General features: G+C 51.4%; 17 protein-coding genes. 8 read left to right on the plus strand and 9 right to left on the minus strand.

Annotation, left to right across the window (positions count from 1 at the left end; genetic code table 11):
* The first annotated feature begins 1 nt into the window (after position 1).
* Genes QWY30_RS07210 through QWY30_RS07220 form a run of 3 tightly spaced genes read left to right on the plus strand, consistent with a single transcriptional unit; the run spans position 2 to position 3,507 of the window.
* Entirely contained in the window at positions 2-1,573 is a 1,572-nt protein-coding gene (locus QWY30_RS07210) for a vWA domain-containing protein (protein WP_290239627.1), read from the plus strand.
* A 36-nt stretch (positions 1,574-1,609) separates the two neighbouring features.
* Entirely contained in the window at positions 1,610-2,722 is a 1,113-nt protein-coding gene (locus QWY30_RS07215) for a tartrate dehydrogenase (protein ID WP_290239629.1), read from the plus strand.
* Between the two features lie 17 nt (positions 2,723-2,739).
* Positions 2,740-3,507, plus strand: a complete 768-nt coding sequence (locus tag QWY30_RS07220) for an aldolase/citrate lyase family protein (protein ID WP_290239630.1) — start codon at positions 2,740-2,742, stop codon at positions 3,505-3,507.
* 31 nt (positions 3,508-3,538) lie between these two features.
* Here QWY30_RS07220 and QWY30_RS07225 read toward each other — a convergent pair whose 3' ends face one another.
* The 3 genes from QWY30_RS07225 to QWY30_RS07235 form a co-directional block, all read right to left on the minus strand.
* Positions 3,539-4,519 (minus strand): ketopantoate reductase family protein, encoded by a 981-nt coding sequence (locus tag QWY30_RS07225; RefSeq protein WP_290239632.1) that lies wholly within the window; start codon positions 4,517-4,519, stop codon positions 3,539-3,541.
* Positions 4,520-4,592: 73 nt separating this feature from the next.
* Positions 4,593-5,951: an MBL fold metallo-hydrolase gene (locus QWY30_RS07230; protein ID WP_290239634.1), complete on the minus strand. Its 1,359-nt coding sequence runs from the start codon at positions 5,949-5,951 to the stop codon at positions 4,593-4,595.
* 59 nt (positions 5,952-6,010) lie between these two features.
* Positions 6,011-6,811, minus strand: coding sequence for a crotonase/enoyl-CoA hydratase family protein (locus QWY30_RS07235; protein WP_290239636.1), 801 nt, complete (start codon positions 6,809-6,811; stop codon positions 6,011-6,013).
* A gap of 97 nt (positions 6,812-6,908) precedes the next feature.
* Between QWY30_RS07235 and QWY30_RS07240 the strand changes: the two genes are divergently transcribed.
* A complete protein-coding gene (locus tag QWY30_RS07240) occupies positions 6,909-7,313 on the plus strand; it encodes a DoxX family protein (protein WP_290239638.1) in 405 nt (134 codons plus the stop codon).
* A gap of 65 nt (positions 7,314-7,378) precedes the next feature.
* Here the strand turns inward: QWY30_RS07240 and QWY30_RS07245 are convergent, their stop codons facing one another.
* Positions 7,379-7,735 carry a hypothetical protein gene (locus QWY30_RS07245; RefSeq protein ID WP_290239639.1) on the minus strand — a complete coding sequence of 119 codons (357 nt, stop codon included), beginning with the start codon at positions 7,733-7,735 and terminating at the stop codon, positions 7,379-7,381.
* Positions 7,736-7,825: 90 nt separating this feature from the next.
* On the opposite strand from QWY30_RS07245, the gene QWY30_RS07250 reads away from it, so the two are divergent.
* The 4 genes from QWY30_RS07250 to QWY30_RS07265 are packed head-to-tail and all read left to right on the plus strand — an operon-like array spanning position 7,826 to position 11,119.
* The gene (locus QWY30_RS07250) at positions 7,826-8,365 is read left to right on the plus strand and encodes a peroxiredoxin (protein ID WP_290239641.1); all 540 of its coding nucleotides are present in this window, start codon (positions 7,826-7,828) and stop codon (positions 8,363-8,365) included.
* A gap of 7 nt (positions 8,366-8,372) precedes the next feature.
* Positions 8,373-9,788 (plus strand): deoxyribodipyrimidine photo-lyase, encoded by a 1,416-nt coding sequence (phrB, locus tag QWY30_RS07255; protein ID WP_290239643.1) that lies wholly within the window; start codon positions 8,373-8,375, stop codon positions 9,786-9,788.
* Between the two features lie 9 nt (positions 9,789-9,797).
* On the plus strand, positions 9,798-10,277 hold the full coding sequence (locus tag QWY30_RS07260; protein WP_290239646.1) for a glutathione peroxidase: 480 nt from the start codon (positions 9,798-9,800) through the stop codon (positions 10,275-10,277).
* On the plus strand, positions 10,274-11,119 hold the full coding sequence (locus QWY30_RS07265; RefSeq protein ID WP_290239648.1) for a DUF3298 and DUF4163 domain-containing protein: 846 nt from the start codon (positions 10,274-10,276) through the stop codon (positions 11,117-11,119). Before QWY30_RS07260 ends, QWY30_RS07265 begins: the two co-directional genes overlap by 4 nt.
* Here the strand turns inward: QWY30_RS07265 and QWY30_RS07270 are convergent.
* From QWY30_RS07270 to mltG, 5 genes are all read right to left on the minus strand, one after another.
* Complete coding sequence (locus tag QWY30_RS07270; RefSeq protein WP_290239650.1) at positions 11,110-11,796, minus strand: ankyrin repeat domain-containing protein; 687 nt, start codon at positions 11,794-11,796, stop codon at positions 11,110-11,112. The two genes, QWY30_RS07265 and QWY30_RS07270, sit on opposite strands and share 10 nt — an antisense overlap.
* Before the next feature lie 105 nt (positions 11,797-11,901).
* A complete protein-coding gene (locus QWY30_RS07275; RefSeq protein WP_290239652.1) occupies positions 11,902-12,672 on the minus strand; it encodes a TatD family hydrolase in 771 nt (256 codons plus the stop codon).
* The gene (holB, locus tag QWY30_RS07280; RefSeq protein WP_290239654.1) at positions 12,672-13,760 is read right to left on the minus strand and encodes a DNA polymerase III subunit delta'; all 1,089 of its coding nucleotides are present in this window, start codon (positions 13,758-13,760) and stop codon (positions 12,672-12,674) included. The genes QWY30_RS07275 and holB overlap by 1 nt, the downstream gene beginning before the upstream one ends.
* A complete protein-coding gene (gene tmk / locus QWY30_RS07285) occupies positions 13,760-14,398 on the minus strand; it encodes a dTMP kinase (protein WP_290239656.1) in 639 nt (212 codons plus the stop codon). The genes holB and tmk overlap by 1 nt, the downstream gene beginning before the upstream one ends.
* On the minus strand, positions 14,395-15,405 hold the full coding sequence (mltG, locus tag QWY30_RS07290; protein ID WP_435433373.1) for an endolytic transglycosylase MltG: 1,011 nt from the start codon (positions 15,403-15,405) through the stop codon (positions 14,395-14,397). Before mltG ends, tmk begins: the two co-directional genes overlap by 4 nt.
* Positions 15,406-15,465 lie beyond the last annotated feature (60 nt).

Below are 15,465 nucleotides of genomic sequence, written 5' to 3' on the forward strand. Positions count from 1 at the left end.
GATGCATCGGATCGCGCAGCGTCAATTTACTCCTGTGCAAGTACAGGAACTTGAGACGCTGCACGCATCCTTTTTGAGTGTTCTGGGTTCGCAGGTTCCGCCAAGTGTCGCCAATCTATATGCGACTCCCAGGCTACTTTCAGATGGTGTTGTGCAGTGGTATAGCTCTTTTGCGGGACAGCCGATCCCGTTTACCCAATTACCGAAGCTATCTGCCGACAATCTCAGGGACGTGTTGTTTGAGCGATTACGAGCTCTTTCGCAGTTTGCTGATGTGTATGAAGCGCATGAATCACATGATCCCGCTTTGTTGCGAGTATTGCGCGATGCAAGTGCGGAACCTCCGCTGGAAGCGATTTACTCAGTTGGCGGCCAGCCTGTCATATTGTTTTGGAATCGTGCGATTTCATCTGACTCACCCAGAAAGACGCTTGCTGCGCCAATTATTCCTGCAGCGGTTGCGACTGCGGCGGGTACAAGTCTTTGGAAGTGGCTGGCGGCATTATTACTTTTATTGTTGATCTTATTTCTACTCTGGTGGTTTTGGTGTCCGCGTTCACCCTTTAATCATCCTGCACTCCCTCTTGAACCACTTGTTACTGCAACTCAAACGCCTGAGTTACCAACGGCGACCCCCGAGCCGCCCGCACCGATTCAGCCTGCCTTGCCTCCTGAGCCACCTGAGCCTGTGCATGAGCCCAAACCAGCTGATCCTCCTGTGATCGATCCAGAGCCTGAACCTGAGCCTGAACCGCAGCCTGAGCCAGAGCCTGTTCCTGTGCCAGAGCCACCCAAGCCGCCAAAACCGGTCCCTCCACCGCCTCCGCCGAAACCTAAACCAGTGGTTAAGCCTCCAGCGACCATCACCACGGCGAAGAACCTGTGTCCCGAGGATCGTCCTGCAGCGCTGGCGCCGGAGATGGTCGTTGTCTTTGACTCCTCCGGATCGATGATGGTCAACGTCAATGCCTCTCGTCAAGATGAGCAATGGGTCTTAGGGACTCTGAACCGTGGTCCATTAGCCATGCAGTTTTTAACTCCCCAGGATCGTCAGAGACTGGAACAGTTGACCCGGCAACCGACTCGGATGGTCACGGCGCAACAGGCCACTGTTGATGTGTTGCAAAGGTTGCCCTCTGACGTCGGGACAGGACTGGTGGTGGTGGACGCATGCCCGGCTGCCCGCAATATGGGGCGATATGCGCCCACACAACGCGGGCAGATGATCAATCAACTCCGAGGGTTGCGTCCTCATCAGGGCACACCGTTGGCCGACGGCATTCTGGAGGCAGGCAGATTAGTGGATGGCGTCAACAAGGAAAGTACGATTTTGCTGGTATCAGACGGTGGCGAGTCCTGCGGTGGTGATCCTTGCATGGTTGCCCAGAATCTGGCCAGACAAAAGCCTCACCTCAAAATCAACGTCGTCGATATCGGAGGTTCTGGCGCTGCAGCCTGTGTGGCGCAAGCGACCGGGGGCAAGGTATATAGCGTCTCAAATATTTCGGAGCTGAACGCCGGGATTAATAGGGCTGCCCAAGACGCACTCGGACCTTCGACCTGTAAAAAATAGTAAGATTCATATAACTTTAATCAAGGGGATTAGCGCATGAGTCGCCCATTTCGTATTGCAGTGCTGCCTGGTGATGGTATTGGTAAGGAAGTCATGCCCGAGGGTTTGCGGGTTCTGAAGACGGCCTCGGAGAAATTCGGTCTGAACCTCGAATATCGCCATTTTGACTGGGCGTCTTGTGATTACTACGCTAAAACTGGCGAAATGATGCCAGCGGACTGGAAAAGCCATCTTCAGGATTGCGATGCGATTTATTTCGGCGCAGTAGGTTGGCCTGCCATTGTTGCAGACCATACTTCTTTGTATGGTTCATTACTCAAGTTTCGTCGTGAGTTCGACCAGTACATCAACTTGCGCCCAGTGCGTTTGTTTGACGGCGTGCCTTGCCCATTGGCTAATCGCAAAGCAGGCGATATCGACTTCTTCGTCGTTCGTGAAAATACGGAAGGTGAGTACTCCGCTGTTGGCGGAAAGATGTTTGAAGGCACTGATCGTGAAATCGTTCTTCAGGAGTCGATTTTCACCCGCATCGGATGCGATCGAGTGTTGCGTTTTGCATTTGAAATGGCCTCGCGCCGTGAGCGTAAGCACCTGACGATCGCCACCAAATCCAATGGTATTGCCATCAGCATGCCCTATTGGGATGAACGTGCCGCTGAGATCGCGAAAGATTATCCTGGCGTGACCACCGACAAGCAGCACATCGACATTTTGTCCGCACGCTTTGTGTTGCAACCCGATCGTTTCGATGTGGTGGTGGCTTCCAACTTGTTTGGTGACATCCTCTCCGACTTGGGGCCGGCATGTACAGGCACGATTGGTTTAGCGCCATCCGCCAACCTGAACCCCGATCGCAAGTTCCCATCATTATTCGAGCCTGTTCACGGCTCAGCTCCCGATATTTACGGCAAAAATATCGCGAATCCGATCGCGATGATTTGGTCCGGTGCGCTGATGCTTGATTATTTGGGACGCGGTCTGCCAGCAGGGAATCAAAAGCCTTATCTCGATGCACATGACGCGATTGTGAAAGCGATTGAACAAGTGTTGAGCCAAGGTCCTCACACGCCTGATTTAGGCGGCAAAGCAAATACAACCCAGATCGGTGAAGCCATCAGCAAAGTGCTGTCCAAGTCATCGAGTATTTGAAAAAGAGTGAGGATCAGATGCCTGATTACACCAATCGGTTCAAGCAATCTCTGAAAGCAGGGGAGGCAAATATCGGTTTATGGGTCTCTCTGCCTGATGCTTTCGCGACAGAGATTTGTGCTACGGCGGAGTTTGACTGGATGTTGCTGGATGGTGAGCACACTCCGACAGATCCGCTGACGATCCTGAGCCAGTTGCAAGCCTGCGCGGCATACAACACTCAGGTTGTGGCGCGTCCGCCGATTGGTCAAACGCATCTGATCAAACAGCTTTTGGACTTAGGCGTTCAAAATTTACTCATCCCGATGGTGGATACTGCCGAACAGGCCCGTGAGCTTGTTCAGGCAGTGCGATATCCGCCTCATGGTATCCGGGGTGTAGGTTATGGTTCTGCTCGAGTATCGCGTTGGGACTCACGAAAAGATTACGTGAAAGTCGCAAATGACGAGATCTGTTTGCTTGTTCAGGCTGAAACTAAAACGGGTCTGAGTAATCTGGATGAAATCTGTGCGGTGGAGGGCGTCGATGGCGTATTTCTGGGGCCGTCAGATATATCGGCAGCCTTGGGTCACCTGGGTCATCCCGGTCATCCAGAGGTGGTGGCAACGATCGAGAAAGGGATTGCTACCATCTTGAAGCATGGAAAAGCCGCTGGTATTTTGACGCCTGACCGTACGTTGGCGCAGCACTATCTGAAGTTGGGTTGCACCTTTGTCGCGGTAGGCGTTGACGCGCGTGTCCTGGCGCTAGGTGTTCGAGAATTACGCGCGGCATTCAAAAAATAAACATTTCTGTGGTCATCAACGGTCTTTCAGATCAAGAAGACTGTTGCATCGACTCAGCCAAGCCTCGCATCAGCCCGAGCATGAGTTCGCATCTCGGCGCAGAAACGCCATGTTCCTGCGCGAGCGAGACTGTGACGCCGAGTATGGCTTCGTGCTCGAGAGAGCGCCCAGCCAAGACGTCTTGAAGCATGGATGCGCGATTCGATCCGGATCGTTTGGTGGGCGTGCACAATTCATCGAGATCGATTTTGCCTCTTAAATCCGTTCCACACGCGAGAGCGATCTCCATGACCTCAAGCATCACTGCTTTTCGCAACGCGATAATGTCTGGATTTTTATTCATGAGTGGCGTTGGAAGTCTGGTCAGCGCCGCGACAGGATTCAAACCACAATTGATCAGGAGTTTGTACCAGATCTCGTAGCGTAGATTCGTTGTGGCGAGTCCTCTGATCCCCGCGGATTGAAAAATTTCAGCAACGCGGTTCAAGCGTTCCGAGTCAGAGCCATCGGGCTCCCCAAGCATCCATCGATCCTTGAGCGCGCTGCGAATGACACCGGGTTCGATGACTTCGTTGGGTGAATAGATGACGCAGCCGAGTGTTCTGTCTTTTAAACGATTCCAGAGCTGTCCGTCAGGATCGAGATGAAAAAGGGGGGTCTGAGGGACATTGAGACCTTTATGCCACCACCAGGGAATACCATTGATGGCAAATACCGCAACACCATCAGGCGCAAGCAACGACTCTATCGAGGCTGCGGCATTGGGCAAGGCTTGTGCTTTTAAAGTGACGATCACAACGTCTTGTGGGCTCAAGGTGTCCGGGCGATCCGTGGAATGTTGTGGGCGACCGGAATGGATTTCCTCGCCACGTGAAACCGTTAAACCACGCTGTTTGATGGCTTCAAGCTGAGGCCCGCGCGCAATCACAGAGAGTTCATGCTTTCCAGCGGCTGCCAGACGGGCAGCAAGGTGACCACCTACAGCGCCGGCACCATAAATACAAACCTTCATCTACTTAAATCCTTTACTTTACATAATATACATTATGCGGTTATTACGCATGGATCAAAGGATCCAAAACGCTTTAATTGATGTCGAACTGTTGACCTAGTAACGGCACGACCGCATGCCACCCCAGCGTATGTTTAATCTCGAGTCGCATGGCATCGGCTGCTGGTGACTCACCGTGATTTAAGAACACGGTATTGGGTGCACGCTTGGCGGTTTTGAGCCAACCCATCAGTTCCTGAGAGTCAGCATGCGCGGACATTCCGTCCAGCGAGACAACTTCTGCGTTAATCGGCACGTCTTCACCGAAAATTCTGACAGTGCGTTCCCCTGACACGATTTTCGCCCCCCGCGTTCCGCCAGCTTGAAATCCTGCGAATATGATGGTGTTGCGGTGGTCAGGCGCAAAAGTCTTTAAATGGTGCAGAACACGTCCTCCAGTTGCCATACCGCTTGCCGACACAATGACTGAGGGATAGCGCACGGCATTGAGCGCACGCGACTGTTCTTGTGTCCTGACCATTTTGGCAACGTTGCCGAGACCGGCACATTCGCGAGCATTTAAACGATGCTCTTGACAGTGCCTTTGATAGATCTCTGTCATATTGATCGCCATCGGACTATTTAGGAAAACCGGCAGGTTAGGAATGGCTTTACTAATTTTGAGGCGGTAGATCGCCAGCAAAATTTCCTGAGCTCTTCCGACCGCAAAAGCGGGTATGACCACGACTCCGCCGCGCTCTGATGTCCGCCGTATCGCATCTCCAAGTTGCGCCTGAGCATCCAGGGCGCCGTGCCTCCTGTCGCCGTATGTGGATTCCATCACAATGTAATCGGCACGCTCGATGGGTGCCGGAGGATTCATGATTGGATCATTCGGACGTCCCAGATCGCCTGAGAACAATATCGTCTTGCCCTCAGCGGTTATTTCGGCTGAACTTGCACCGAGAATATGACCTGCGGGCCGATAGCGTAGGGAAAAGCCTTGGGTGATTTCGTGCGTTTGATTGAACTCAAGCGGTTTGAATAAACGAAAAGTTTTTCTGGCTTCGTCCAAGGTATACAAGGGAAGCGCGACTTCATGAGTTGTCGTGTGATGTCGGTTGGCGAAGTCAGCCTCTTCTTGCTGGAGCTTGGCACTATCGAGCAGCAAAATCTTACACAAATCGATGGTCGAGGATGTTGCATAGATGGGGCCGTGAAAGCCTTGCTTCACAAGCAGCGGCAAAGCACCTGAGTGATCAAGGTGCGCATGCGTCAACACCACCGCGTCAAGTTTTTTTGGATCAAATGGAAATGCGGTCCAATTCAACGCGCGCAGGTTTTTATATCCCTGAAACAAGCCGCAGTCGATGAGAACTTGATGGTTGGCTGTGCTCAGCAGGGTTTTCGAACCCGTCACTGTACTGGCAGCGCCCAGAAATGTGAGTTTCATGCGGTGACCTCGCGAGTGGTGATAATGCTTGCATCTTACAGAGTTTAAGCCCCCTGCTCCTATCGACCTTCAAATTTTGGTTTGCGTTTTTCAGCGAAGGCTTGAACGGCTTCCTTATGGTCGTGCGTGGTTTGAACGAGCGCCTGTGAAGCCGCGGCCATATCGAGTGCGACAGGCAGACTGACATGGTGGGAGTCCCGGATCAGGCGTTTGCTCATACGGATTGAATGCACGGGATGTGCGGCAATGCGTTGTGCCATGGCGTGTGCCTCTTCCAACAGATTCTCATCATCGACAACCTTGGAAACCAATCCAATCCGAGCCGCCTCCTCGCCACTGACAAAGTCTCCGGTGAATGTCATTTCATATGCTTTGGAGAGGCCAACGGCTTTCGGCAGGAACCAAGCGCCACCGTCACCCGAAACCAGTCCCATACGGGCAAAGCTTTCACCAAATTTGGCACTGCGTGCTGCGATCCGTATATCGCACATCGAGGCCAAATCGCAACCTGCGCCGATCGCCGCACCATTGACGGCGGCAATAATTGGCGCATCCAGGGTATGAAGTGCCAGGGGTATGCGCTGGATCCCTGTTGTGTAATAGGCGCGGATATCGACAGGTGCCTTTTGCGCTGGGGCTGCGTTTCGGTCTTGCATGCGTTTGACGTTTCCACCAGAGGAAAACCCTTCGCCTGCGCCCGTCAATATCACGCACCCCACCGAAAGGTCTGCGTTGATTTTGGCCACATAGGCCACTAAAGCATCAATAATTGCTGGCGATAAAGCATTGCGCGTTTCGGGTTCGTTTAAGGTGAGGGTCACCACACCACCCTCTTGTTCGTATTTGACTGCTTCACTCATTGATTTCACCATTCGTCAGTTTTACATTACCTCGGCAATAATACCGAATCCCCAGTTAAGATGTGACTGACAGTTTGAATTTGAAAAAGGAATCGGGATGAATCGCTACGATGACATCGGCAAACTTGTATTGCGACTCTCTGTAGGAATTTTGTTGTTGATGCACGGTTTGCACAAATTGATGAACGGGATCGGCGGGATCTCTGCGATGGTTCAGGCCAATGGATGGCCGTTCTGGGTGGCGTATGGTGTATATATCGGTGAAATCATCGCCCCGGTATTGTTAATCGTTGGATTGTTGACACGCATCAGCGCGGTCGTCGTCGTGTTGAATATGCTTGTTGCCGTTTACCTCGCGCACAGTCACCAGTTATTTCACCTGACTAAAACAGGTGGTTGGCTGCTGGAGTTGCAAGGGCTTTATTTATTTGGCGCCCTGGCCATTGCCCTGCTGGGTGCGGGAAGATTCAGCGTAGGCGGCGCACAAGGAAGGTTGAACTAAACTCACAGCAATAGTGCTCACAAAAACAGCGCGTTCTTTTATAGCGCGTTCTTTTTTGTACGCCTTTATCGGGACACACCAAATCTCGCTTTAATGTCGGCCATCTCCTTCTCAAACTCCAGGCGCGACTGCGCCTGACAGAGAGGTTGATCGACCGAGGGAAGCGTCTTGCAATAATTTTGGGCTTCTTGCTGCGCGGCCAGAGACTCCTTTCGTGCGGTCTCGTATTTTTGCTCGGGAGTGATGTCCTCTTGCGTCCAGCGCTCTGGGTCGGCTGGACGTTCATCTGGCCAGATGATGGGCGGTGGAGGCGGCAAGGGAATGGATCGTTGGGCGAATGCGTTGCCTCCCAGACCCACCCCAAATGAGACGATCACACCGGAAAACACGACAATTAAGGATTTTTCGAATGGTTTAGCCATGTGATTCCCCACTGCGAGAGATATATTGTTACTCTGATTTCTAATCTCTACTTTACGCTTTTTTGAATGAGTTCCCAAGGAGCATCGCGCATGTTGATGAAGTTATCTCGCTGGACTGGTGGACTACTGCTGTGTGTGCTGTTGGGTAACGTCCAGGCTCAGCTCAAAATAGGTCAAGAAGCCCCCTCCTTTCAGGCCGAGGCCGCTCTGGCAGGTAAACCTTATCAATTTTCTCTTTCTGAATCCCTCAAAAAAGGGCCCGTCGTCGTTTATTTTTACCCGAAGGCGTTTACGAGTGGATGTTCGATCGAGGCCAATTTGTTCGCCCAGGCAGCGGATGAATTTGCGCAGTATGGCGCGACCGTCGTGGGCGTTTCTGGTGATGACATTGAAACGCTTGAGCGTTTTTCCAATGGGCCTTGTGGTGGCAAATTCGCCGTCGCCTCGGATGCTGACCGCTCGATCATGCGAGCCTATGATGCCACGATGTTTTTCACCTCAGCAATGGCGAGCCGCATATCCTATGTCGTGACACCCGATTCAAAAATCTATTTTGTCCACAGCAGTATGAATCCCGATCAGCATGTCAGCACGACTCTTGCTGCAGTCAAAAAATGGTACGCAAGGTAACTTTAAAATGACAAAACTATGCTGGTTTCGTACAGACTTACGTTTAGCTGATCAGCCTGCATTGACCGCAGCGATGGCTGACGGCGATGCCATCGCGCTGTTCATCATCTCATCTGAGCAATGGGCCGAACATTCCGACTCTGTGCACAAAGTTGATTTTTGGTTGAGGGCGTTGCAATCACTTTCCGTCTCTTTGGCCAAGCTGAATGTACCGCTCAAAATATTGAATGTTCCACTCTGGAGTCAGGTCCCTCAGGCTTTGCTGAACTTTTGCAAAGAACACGACATTACAGAGGTCCATTGCAACAGAGAGTTCGGCGTGAATGAACGCCGGCGTGACCGGTCTTCTTTTAAGCTGTTAGCCGAGCACGGGATTGAGATGAAAGGCCACCATGGAGGCACCCTCCTGGTTCCAGGTAGCGTCAAGACAGGTGCAGATAGTTACTACCGGGTATTTACTCCTTTTGCCAAAGCGTGCCGGGAAAAATTAAGAACGGCCCCTCATCAACCTCTTCCTGCTCCTCACGCGCAGACGAAGCGATCAGGATTTAAAAGCGATCCTGTTCCTGTCAGCTTGCCTGGCTGGAAAGCCTCCACCCAGGCAATTCAATCAGGCTGGCCGGCCAGTGAAGAGGCCGCACTCCAACGCCTGGAAATATTCACACAAGAACGAATTTCAAATTACAAGCGAGATCGTGATTTCCCCTCGATTCCAGGTACCAGTGCCCTATCTCCCTATCTTGCAGCAGGTCTGGTTTCGGCTTCTCAGTGCTGGCATCAGGCCCTTCAATTCAATCATGGCGAGGTGGATACAGGTCAGCAAGGCATTCTCACTTGGATGAATGAATTGTTGTGGCGTGAGTTTTATCAGCATTTGTTACACGGGTATCCATCCCTTTCGATGCATCAACCTATGCGTCCAGAGACCAACGCTGTGCAATGGCGTGAAGCACCCGCTGATTTCGAAGCCTGGTGTCAGGCAAGAACTGGCGTACCTATTGTCGACGCCGCGATGCGACAGCTTGTTCAGACAGGCTGGATGCACAATCGATTGCGAATGGTCGTCGCCATGTATCTGACAAAAAATCTTTTAATCGACTGGCGTTTGGGTGAGCGCTTTTTCATGCAACATTTGATCGATGGCGAACTGGCCGCTAACAACGGAGGCTGGCAATGGAGCGCATCGACAGGTGCGGATTCCGCCCCCTACTTCCGTGTTTTCAATCCGATCAGTCAATCGGAAAAGTTTGATCCGGACGGTGCATTCATCCGGCACTGGTTACCAGAGCTTTCGACTTTGTCTAATCGAGAAATCCACGATCCCTCGCCTGTCTCTCGCCAAGCGCTGAATTATCCAAATCAGATTGTCGATTTACGAACAAGTCGAGTACGTGCGATCGAGGCTTTTTCTTCTCTTCGCTAAGGAAAACATATGTCACTCCCCTCCCTGAGTTTGAAAACAATTTCTGGCGAAACGGTGCCTTTTTCACTTTATTCAGGGAAAGTCCTGCTAATTGTGAATGTGGCTTCAAGATGTGGATTTACGAATCAATACAAAGGGTTGCAGAAACTTCATGAAGAGTTTTCTGAACAAGATCTGGTCGTAATGGGTTTTCCATGCAACCAGTTTGGTCACCAGGAGCCAGGTGCTGAGGATGAGATCAAAGGATTTTGTGATCTGAATTACGGCGTGACTTTTCCAATGTTTGCCAAAATTGATGTGAATGGTGAGCAAGCCGCCCCTCTTTATCAATGGCTTAAAAATAGTCGCCCAGGCCTGCTTGGAACCGAAGCGATCAAATGGAATTTCACAAAATTTCTGGTCGGTCGCAATGGTGAGGTGTTAAAACGGTTTGCACCAACTAGCACACCAGAGGCCCTGCGTGACGAAATCAAGGAGGCCTTATCGTGACTCTTGCTGCCGCAGGCGCTCTATTGTTGGCAATCGCGACCGTGTTGAGTGGGTGCGCAGCGCCTCAGGAGCGCCCCGGGGATATCACGCTCGTTCCCGAAGCCGCATCTGCCAGTGCATCGACGCAGTCTTCTTCTGCGAGTGAAGCGTCTTCCACTGGACTGCAGTACCGTAGCGTAAATGTCGTGCGCACCAAGCCAGGCTGCCAAGGTGAGTTGTGCCCCTCGATCACGTTAAAAAGGCTGAGTTTCCAAGGATACGAGCGATTCAATGCCTTTCTTGAGCGTTCTTTGCTCGGCTTGGCACTCGTCGATCCTGGTCAAGATAAAACCAAAACATTCCGGAGTCTTGCCGATCTGGCAAATGCTTTTTGGACGACTGCCGAAGATCGCTATGAAATTGTTCTTGGGGCGGAGGTCAAAAGAGCGACTCCCTCGATCGTCGTGATCGCTTTGCAGAGCTACGCATTCACGGGCGGTGCGCATGGGATGTCCACGATGCAATACATCAACTGGACGCCCAGTTTCGACAGAATATTGACGCTGAATGATCTGATATTGCCAGGACGCATGCGGGCTTTTGAGGCTGCACTCAAAAAGCAGCACGCGAAATGGTTGGAAACGAACGAATTTGCCCAGTCTGACAAATCCGAATACGTAAAAATGTGGCCATTCCAATTTTCAGACAATGCCGCTCTGATGCAAGACGGTATTGCAGTGACGTTTGACCACTACGTACTGGGTCCCTATGCTCTGGGCATGCCCACCATTGTGGTGCCATTCTCGGAGCTCAAGGGAATCATCAACAGCGGTTTGCTTAAAAAACTAAAAATTCAGGGCTGAGTTTTTCGGGATGCCACGACTTTTTCCAGGGCTTCTGCCAGGGATCGTCTGCCCTCTGCGCGTGCGGTCTCGATCGCATTTTGTGCTTTAAAGTTTGAAAGCATTGGATCGGCACCAGCTCGAACGAGAGCCTGAACCGTGTCAACATCTCCTGCGCGCACAGCCAGTATCAGCGGCGTATCCCCATCCGGAGAAGGTTCGTTGAGCAAGGCGCCTTTTGACAGAAGCAGACTCACTATTTTGGACTGTCCCTTGACTGCGGCGTAGTGAAGCGCAGACCATCCGGGTTGGTTGACCTTGGCGCCTTTGGCAAGCAACGCTTGACTACGAGGTAAATCCCCAAGCAGTGCTGTGTACATCAAGGGTGTCTCGTTGTATGCGTTCGGTAGATTGACATCTATCTTTGGGCTGGCAAGCAAGACATCAAAGGCTCTCCAGGAGTTTTCTCTTGCGGCCATTGTCAGGGGTGTCTGCTGATTCGGGCTTTTTCTGTTTGGATCCATGCCACTGCGCAGCAGTTCTTTGAGTTGCGAATCCCGATCGTTAATGATGTAAAACCAAAAGTCCTTAGGGTCTGCGGCTTGAGCAGTTTGCGTAAAAAGTAAGCCTGAGGCGTTGAATATCAGGAACGCGGCGAATATTTTTTGCGCAAAATTGAGTAAGCGAATGGTTGACATATAAAATCCGGATATATTAAAAATATTTAGTCATTAAAATCAATGTATTATGTATTAAATTTAAATTATTTATTAAATAAATCTAATTAAATAAAAAACATTAATTTAATGTTTTATCTTATTGAATAAATTAAAGAAATTTAAAGTCGATGCTTCTTCAATTTCACTGACTTTAACATTTCGAAGAGACGCCAGCATTTCGGCAACATGAATGACCTTTGAGGGATCGTTGAGTTTGCCTCGGTGTGGGACGGGAGCTAAATATGGAGAGTCGGTTTCAATCAGAATCCTGTCCAGAGGCATGCGGCGTGCGACCTCTTGAAGCTCAGTGGCTTTTTTGAAAGTGACGATGCCCGAAAACGAAATGTAAAACCCCATATCCATGGATGCCTGCGCAACTTCCCAGCTTTCCGTAAAACAATGCATCACGCCACGCGCTTCTTGTGCCCCCTCTTCTCTCATGATGTTCAATGTGTCTTCAGAAGAGGCACGGGTGTGGATAATGAGCGGGAGTTTTGTTTGTTTCGCAGCCTGAATGTGCCTTCTGAAGCGCTGCCGTTGCCAGCTCAGGTCACCTGACAGTCTGTAGTAATCCAGGCCTGTCTCACCAATTGCAATCACTTTTGGATGATGGCTACGTTCGACGAGGTCTTCCACAGTGGGTTCAATCGTATCTTCATAGTCTGGATGCACGCCAACCGATGCATAAAGCGCCTCGTGTTGCTCGACTAGGTTGATCAGATCAGGCCAGTCAGGAAGGTTGACACTGACGCAAAGCGCTTTACCCACGCTGTTAGTGTTCATTTTCTGCAGAATGTCAGGCATTTGTGCCGCAAGTTCTGGAAAGTTGACGTGGCAGTGAGAGTCGACAAACATTATTTGGTTCCGGAGGGTTTTGACAGGCAGGCCAGCGACACGCGCTGAAGCACAGATTGCGCAAAGAGCTTTGCGTTGAGTGGATGACCAGCCACGCGCTTTTGTTCATTCAGCCAGCTTGAGAGCTGTGTCATTTGAACTGTTCCACTACGTTTTCCGATCAAGTCCAGTTGAGGTTGTTGCTTTGGAAAATAGCGGCACGTTAAACCGTGCGCGCACAAATTCAGATCGATCGCCAGACGTTGCAGCGCATCAAGCCAAGAGGATGGATTGTTTTTTGAAAGCTTATCCGCCATATTGCCCAAGTCTGGTGCTTGCCCTTTTACGAACAAGACCAAAAGCTCCAATATCCATTCAGGACATGGACTCATCTCGGTATCGGCAAGTTGCTTGGCGAGCAATGGAGCACCACCGGATGCCGCCAGCCATTCAGCGGCGTTTTTCACTCCTTTGCTTTCAAGCCACTGCCGGGCAATGGCTGTGCTTGGCGAAGCCAAGGGAAGGCGGCGACAACGAGAAAGCAAGGTCGGCAGTAGCCGGTCAGGTGCATCCGCGACCAATAGAAAAATGGTCGAGGCAGGTGGTTCTTCCAAGACTTTCAGCAACGTATTACCGGAAATCGTGGTGAGCGCTTCAGCAGGATAGATCAGTGCGACGCGCCAACCACCACGGTGGGTCGCATTGTGAAACCATGGCTCAAGTGCTCGGATCTGTTCGACGCGTATGTCCTTGGACGGTGCTCGTTTGCTGCTTGACCCTCCGGGTTCACTGACTGCCACATCTTCGGTACCAATCGCTTCATCCTCACCCCCGGATTCCACGCCCTCTTCAAGCGCCACGGCTTCAGGCCGAATGCGTTTCAGGTCTGGATGGTTTCCTCTGGAAATCCATCCACATGCCAGACATTGTCCGCAGGCCAATCCTTGAACGGGCGCTTCACAAAGCAGTGAGGCGGCCGCAGCAAACGCAAACTCTCTTTTGCCAATGCCAGCGAGTCCGTGGATGAGCCATGCGTGCGCGAAACGCTCTTGAGCACTGAGCCATGCGCGCGCAACCTCTGTGTGCCAAGGCAAAAAATGGGGTTGCATCAGGTTTGTTGGCTCCGGGCAATCATGGTGTTGAGAGTTTGGGTGAGCTGAAGTCTGACTTCCTCAATGGGGGCTGTGCTGTCGATCACGGTAAAACGTTCAGGATATTGCGCGGCACGAGATAAATAGACCTCTCGGGTACGCAGAAAAAAGGCATTCGCTTCTTGTTCAAAGCGATCCTTATCGCGTGTGCGGTCCAAGCGCTCACGGGCCACCTCAAGCGGTACGTCAAATAACCAGGTGCAATCGGGCTGCAAGTCGGGGTGCACCCACTTTTCAAGCTCGGCAATCCGGGCGACGCCGAGTTGCCTGCCGCCACCTTGATAGGCAAACGTGGCATCCGTGAATCGATCGCAAACGACCCAGTGGCCTGCCTCGAGCGCCGGTCGAATGACTTTCTGAATATGCTGGGCACGGGCGGCGAACATCAAAAGCGTCTCGCACTCGAGCCCCATTGCTTCTTTTAAAAGAAGCTCACGCAATTTTTCACCTATAGGAGTGCCACCAGGCTCCCGAGTCGACACAACGTTTAACCCCCGAGCTTTTAGTTGCTCAACCGCCCATTGGACATGCGTACTCTTGCCTGCGCCATCAACGCCTTCGAAAGTCAAAAAAACGCCTCGTGAAATACGCGTCATGGTTTACGGCCTAAGATGTACTGAGAAACGTTCTTATTATGTTCGGGGAGCGTTTTTGCAAATGCGCTGCTGCCATCCCCTTTGGAGACGAAATATAAAAATTCGTGCTTTTCCGGATTCAAGGCGGCGTGCAAAGATGCTTGTCCAACGCTTGCGATGGGACTGACGGGCAGTCCCCCTCTTGTGTAGGTGTTCCACGCGTGGTCAGTCTGAAGATCCTTTTTGCGGATTTTTCCATCATAGTTTTCTCCCATTCCATAGATCACGGTCGGGTCAGTTTGAAGCGGCATATTCAGCCTGAGTCTGTTGACGAACACACCAGCAATGCGAGCGCGATCCGAGGCTTTTCCGGTTTCTTTTTCAACAATAGATGCCAAAATAAGCGCCTGATAAGGGGATCTTAGTGGTAGGTTTTCCTGCCGAGCTGACCAGGCACGCTCCAGAATTTGTTGTTGGGCTCGCGCGGCACGCTGCAGTATTTCAAGATCTGTCGTACCGATCGGAAATATATATGTATCCGGAAAAAATAATCCTTCCGCATAGGGAGCGTCTAGTCCAATTTGGGTGGTGAGGTCTGCATCTGTCACACCCTGAATACTTTGTTTGATATCAGGATGCTGAGCAAGTGCGGCACGGATCTGTCGCAGATTCCAGCCTTCGACGATTGTGATCTGTCTGGAGGTGACATCACCCTGAGCCATACGGCGCAATATCTTGAGTGGGCTGTCTCCCTGGACCAACTGGTAACCACCCGCCTTGAGCTTGGTGTCTAGTTCAGTCAGACGCGCCATTAAAACAAAAGCGGCGGAGTTCAGCGACACTCCAGCTTGATTGATTTGGGAGGCGATTGATGCGGGGGTGGCACCTTTGGGAACCAGGACATCGACCTTTGGCGCGGGTAATGTCAGTGGTTTGTTTACCCAAATATAAGCCGCACCAATCGCTGCGGCGATGACGAGCAAGATGGGCAAGACCACATACAGGAATAGTTTATTCACGGCATTCATAAGTCTGACAGTTTAATATGTAGGAGGCCGGTTTCGTTCTCGTCCTGATCGATTTCAACG

Origin of the sequence: Zwartia panacis (genome assembly GCF_030410395.1) — a bacterium.
Lineage (GTDB): Bacteria > Pseudomonadota > Gammaproteobacteria > Burkholderiales > Burkholderiaceae_B > Zwartia > Zwartia panacis.

Bases quoted from the DNA above. Each gene is read 5' to 3' on its own strand.
- tmk (WP_290239656.1), bottom strand. From the start codon at position 14,398: ATGACGCGTATTTCACGAGGCGTTTTTTTGACTTTCGAAGGCGTTGAT.
- mltG (WP_435433373.1), bottom strand. From the start codon at position 15,405: ATGAATGCCGTGAATAAACTATTCCTGTATGTGGTCTTGCCCATCTTG.
- QWY30_RS07240 (WP_290239638.1), top strand. From the start codon at position 6,909: ATGAATCGCTACGATGACATCGGCAAACTTGTATTGCGACTCTCTGTA.
- QWY30_RS07230 (WP_290239634.1), bottom strand. From the start codon at position 5,951: ATGAAACTCACATTTCTGGGCGCTGCCAGTACAGTGACGGGTTCGAAA.
- QWY30_RS07270 (WP_290239650.1), bottom strand. From the start codon at position 11,796: ATGTCAACCATTCGCTTACTCAATTTTGCGCAAAAAATATTCGCCGCG.
- QWY30_RS07275 (WP_290239652.1), bottom strand. From the start codon at position 12,672: ATGTTTGTCGACTCTCACTGCCACGTCAACTTTCCAGAACTTGCGGCA.
- QWY30_RS07225 (WP_290239632.1), bottom strand. From the start codon at position 4,519: ATGAAGGTTTGTATTTATGGTGCCGGCGCTGTAGGTGGTCACCTTGCT.
- phrB (WP_290239643.1), top strand. From the start codon at position 8,373: ATGACAAAACTATGCTGGTTTCGTACAGACTTACGTTTAGCTGATCAG.
- QWY30_RS07235 (WP_290239636.1), bottom strand. From the start codon at position 6,811: ATGAGTGAAGCAGTCAAATACGAACAAGAGGGTGGTGTGGTGACCCTC.
- QWY30_RS07260 (WP_290239646.1), top strand. From the start codon at position 9,798: ATGTCACTCCCCTCCCTGAGTTTGAAAACAATTTCTGGCGAAACGGTG.
- QWY30_RS07215 (WP_290239629.1), top strand. From the start codon at position 1,610: ATGAGTCGCCCATTTCGTATTGCAGTGCTGCCTGGTGATGGTATTGGT.
- holB (WP_290239654.1), bottom strand. From the start codon at position 13,760: ATGCAACCCCATTTTTTGCCTTGGCACACAGAGGTTGCGCGCGCATGG.
- QWY30_RS07210 (WP_290239627.1), top strand. From the start codon at position 2: ATGCATCGGATCGCGCAGCGTCAATTTACTCCTGTGCAAGTACAGGAA.
- QWY30_RS07245 (WP_290239639.1), bottom strand. From the start codon at position 7,735: ATGGCTAAACCATTCGAAAAATCCTTAATTGTCGTGTTTTCCGGTGTG.
- QWY30_RS07220 (WP_290239630.1), top strand. From the start codon at position 2,740: ATGCCTGATTACACCAATCGGTTCAAGCAATCTCTGAAAGCAGGGGAG.
- QWY30_RS07250 (WP_290239641.1), top strand. From the start codon at position 7,826: ATGTTGATGAAGTTATCTCGCTGGACTGGTGGACTACTGCTGTGTGTG.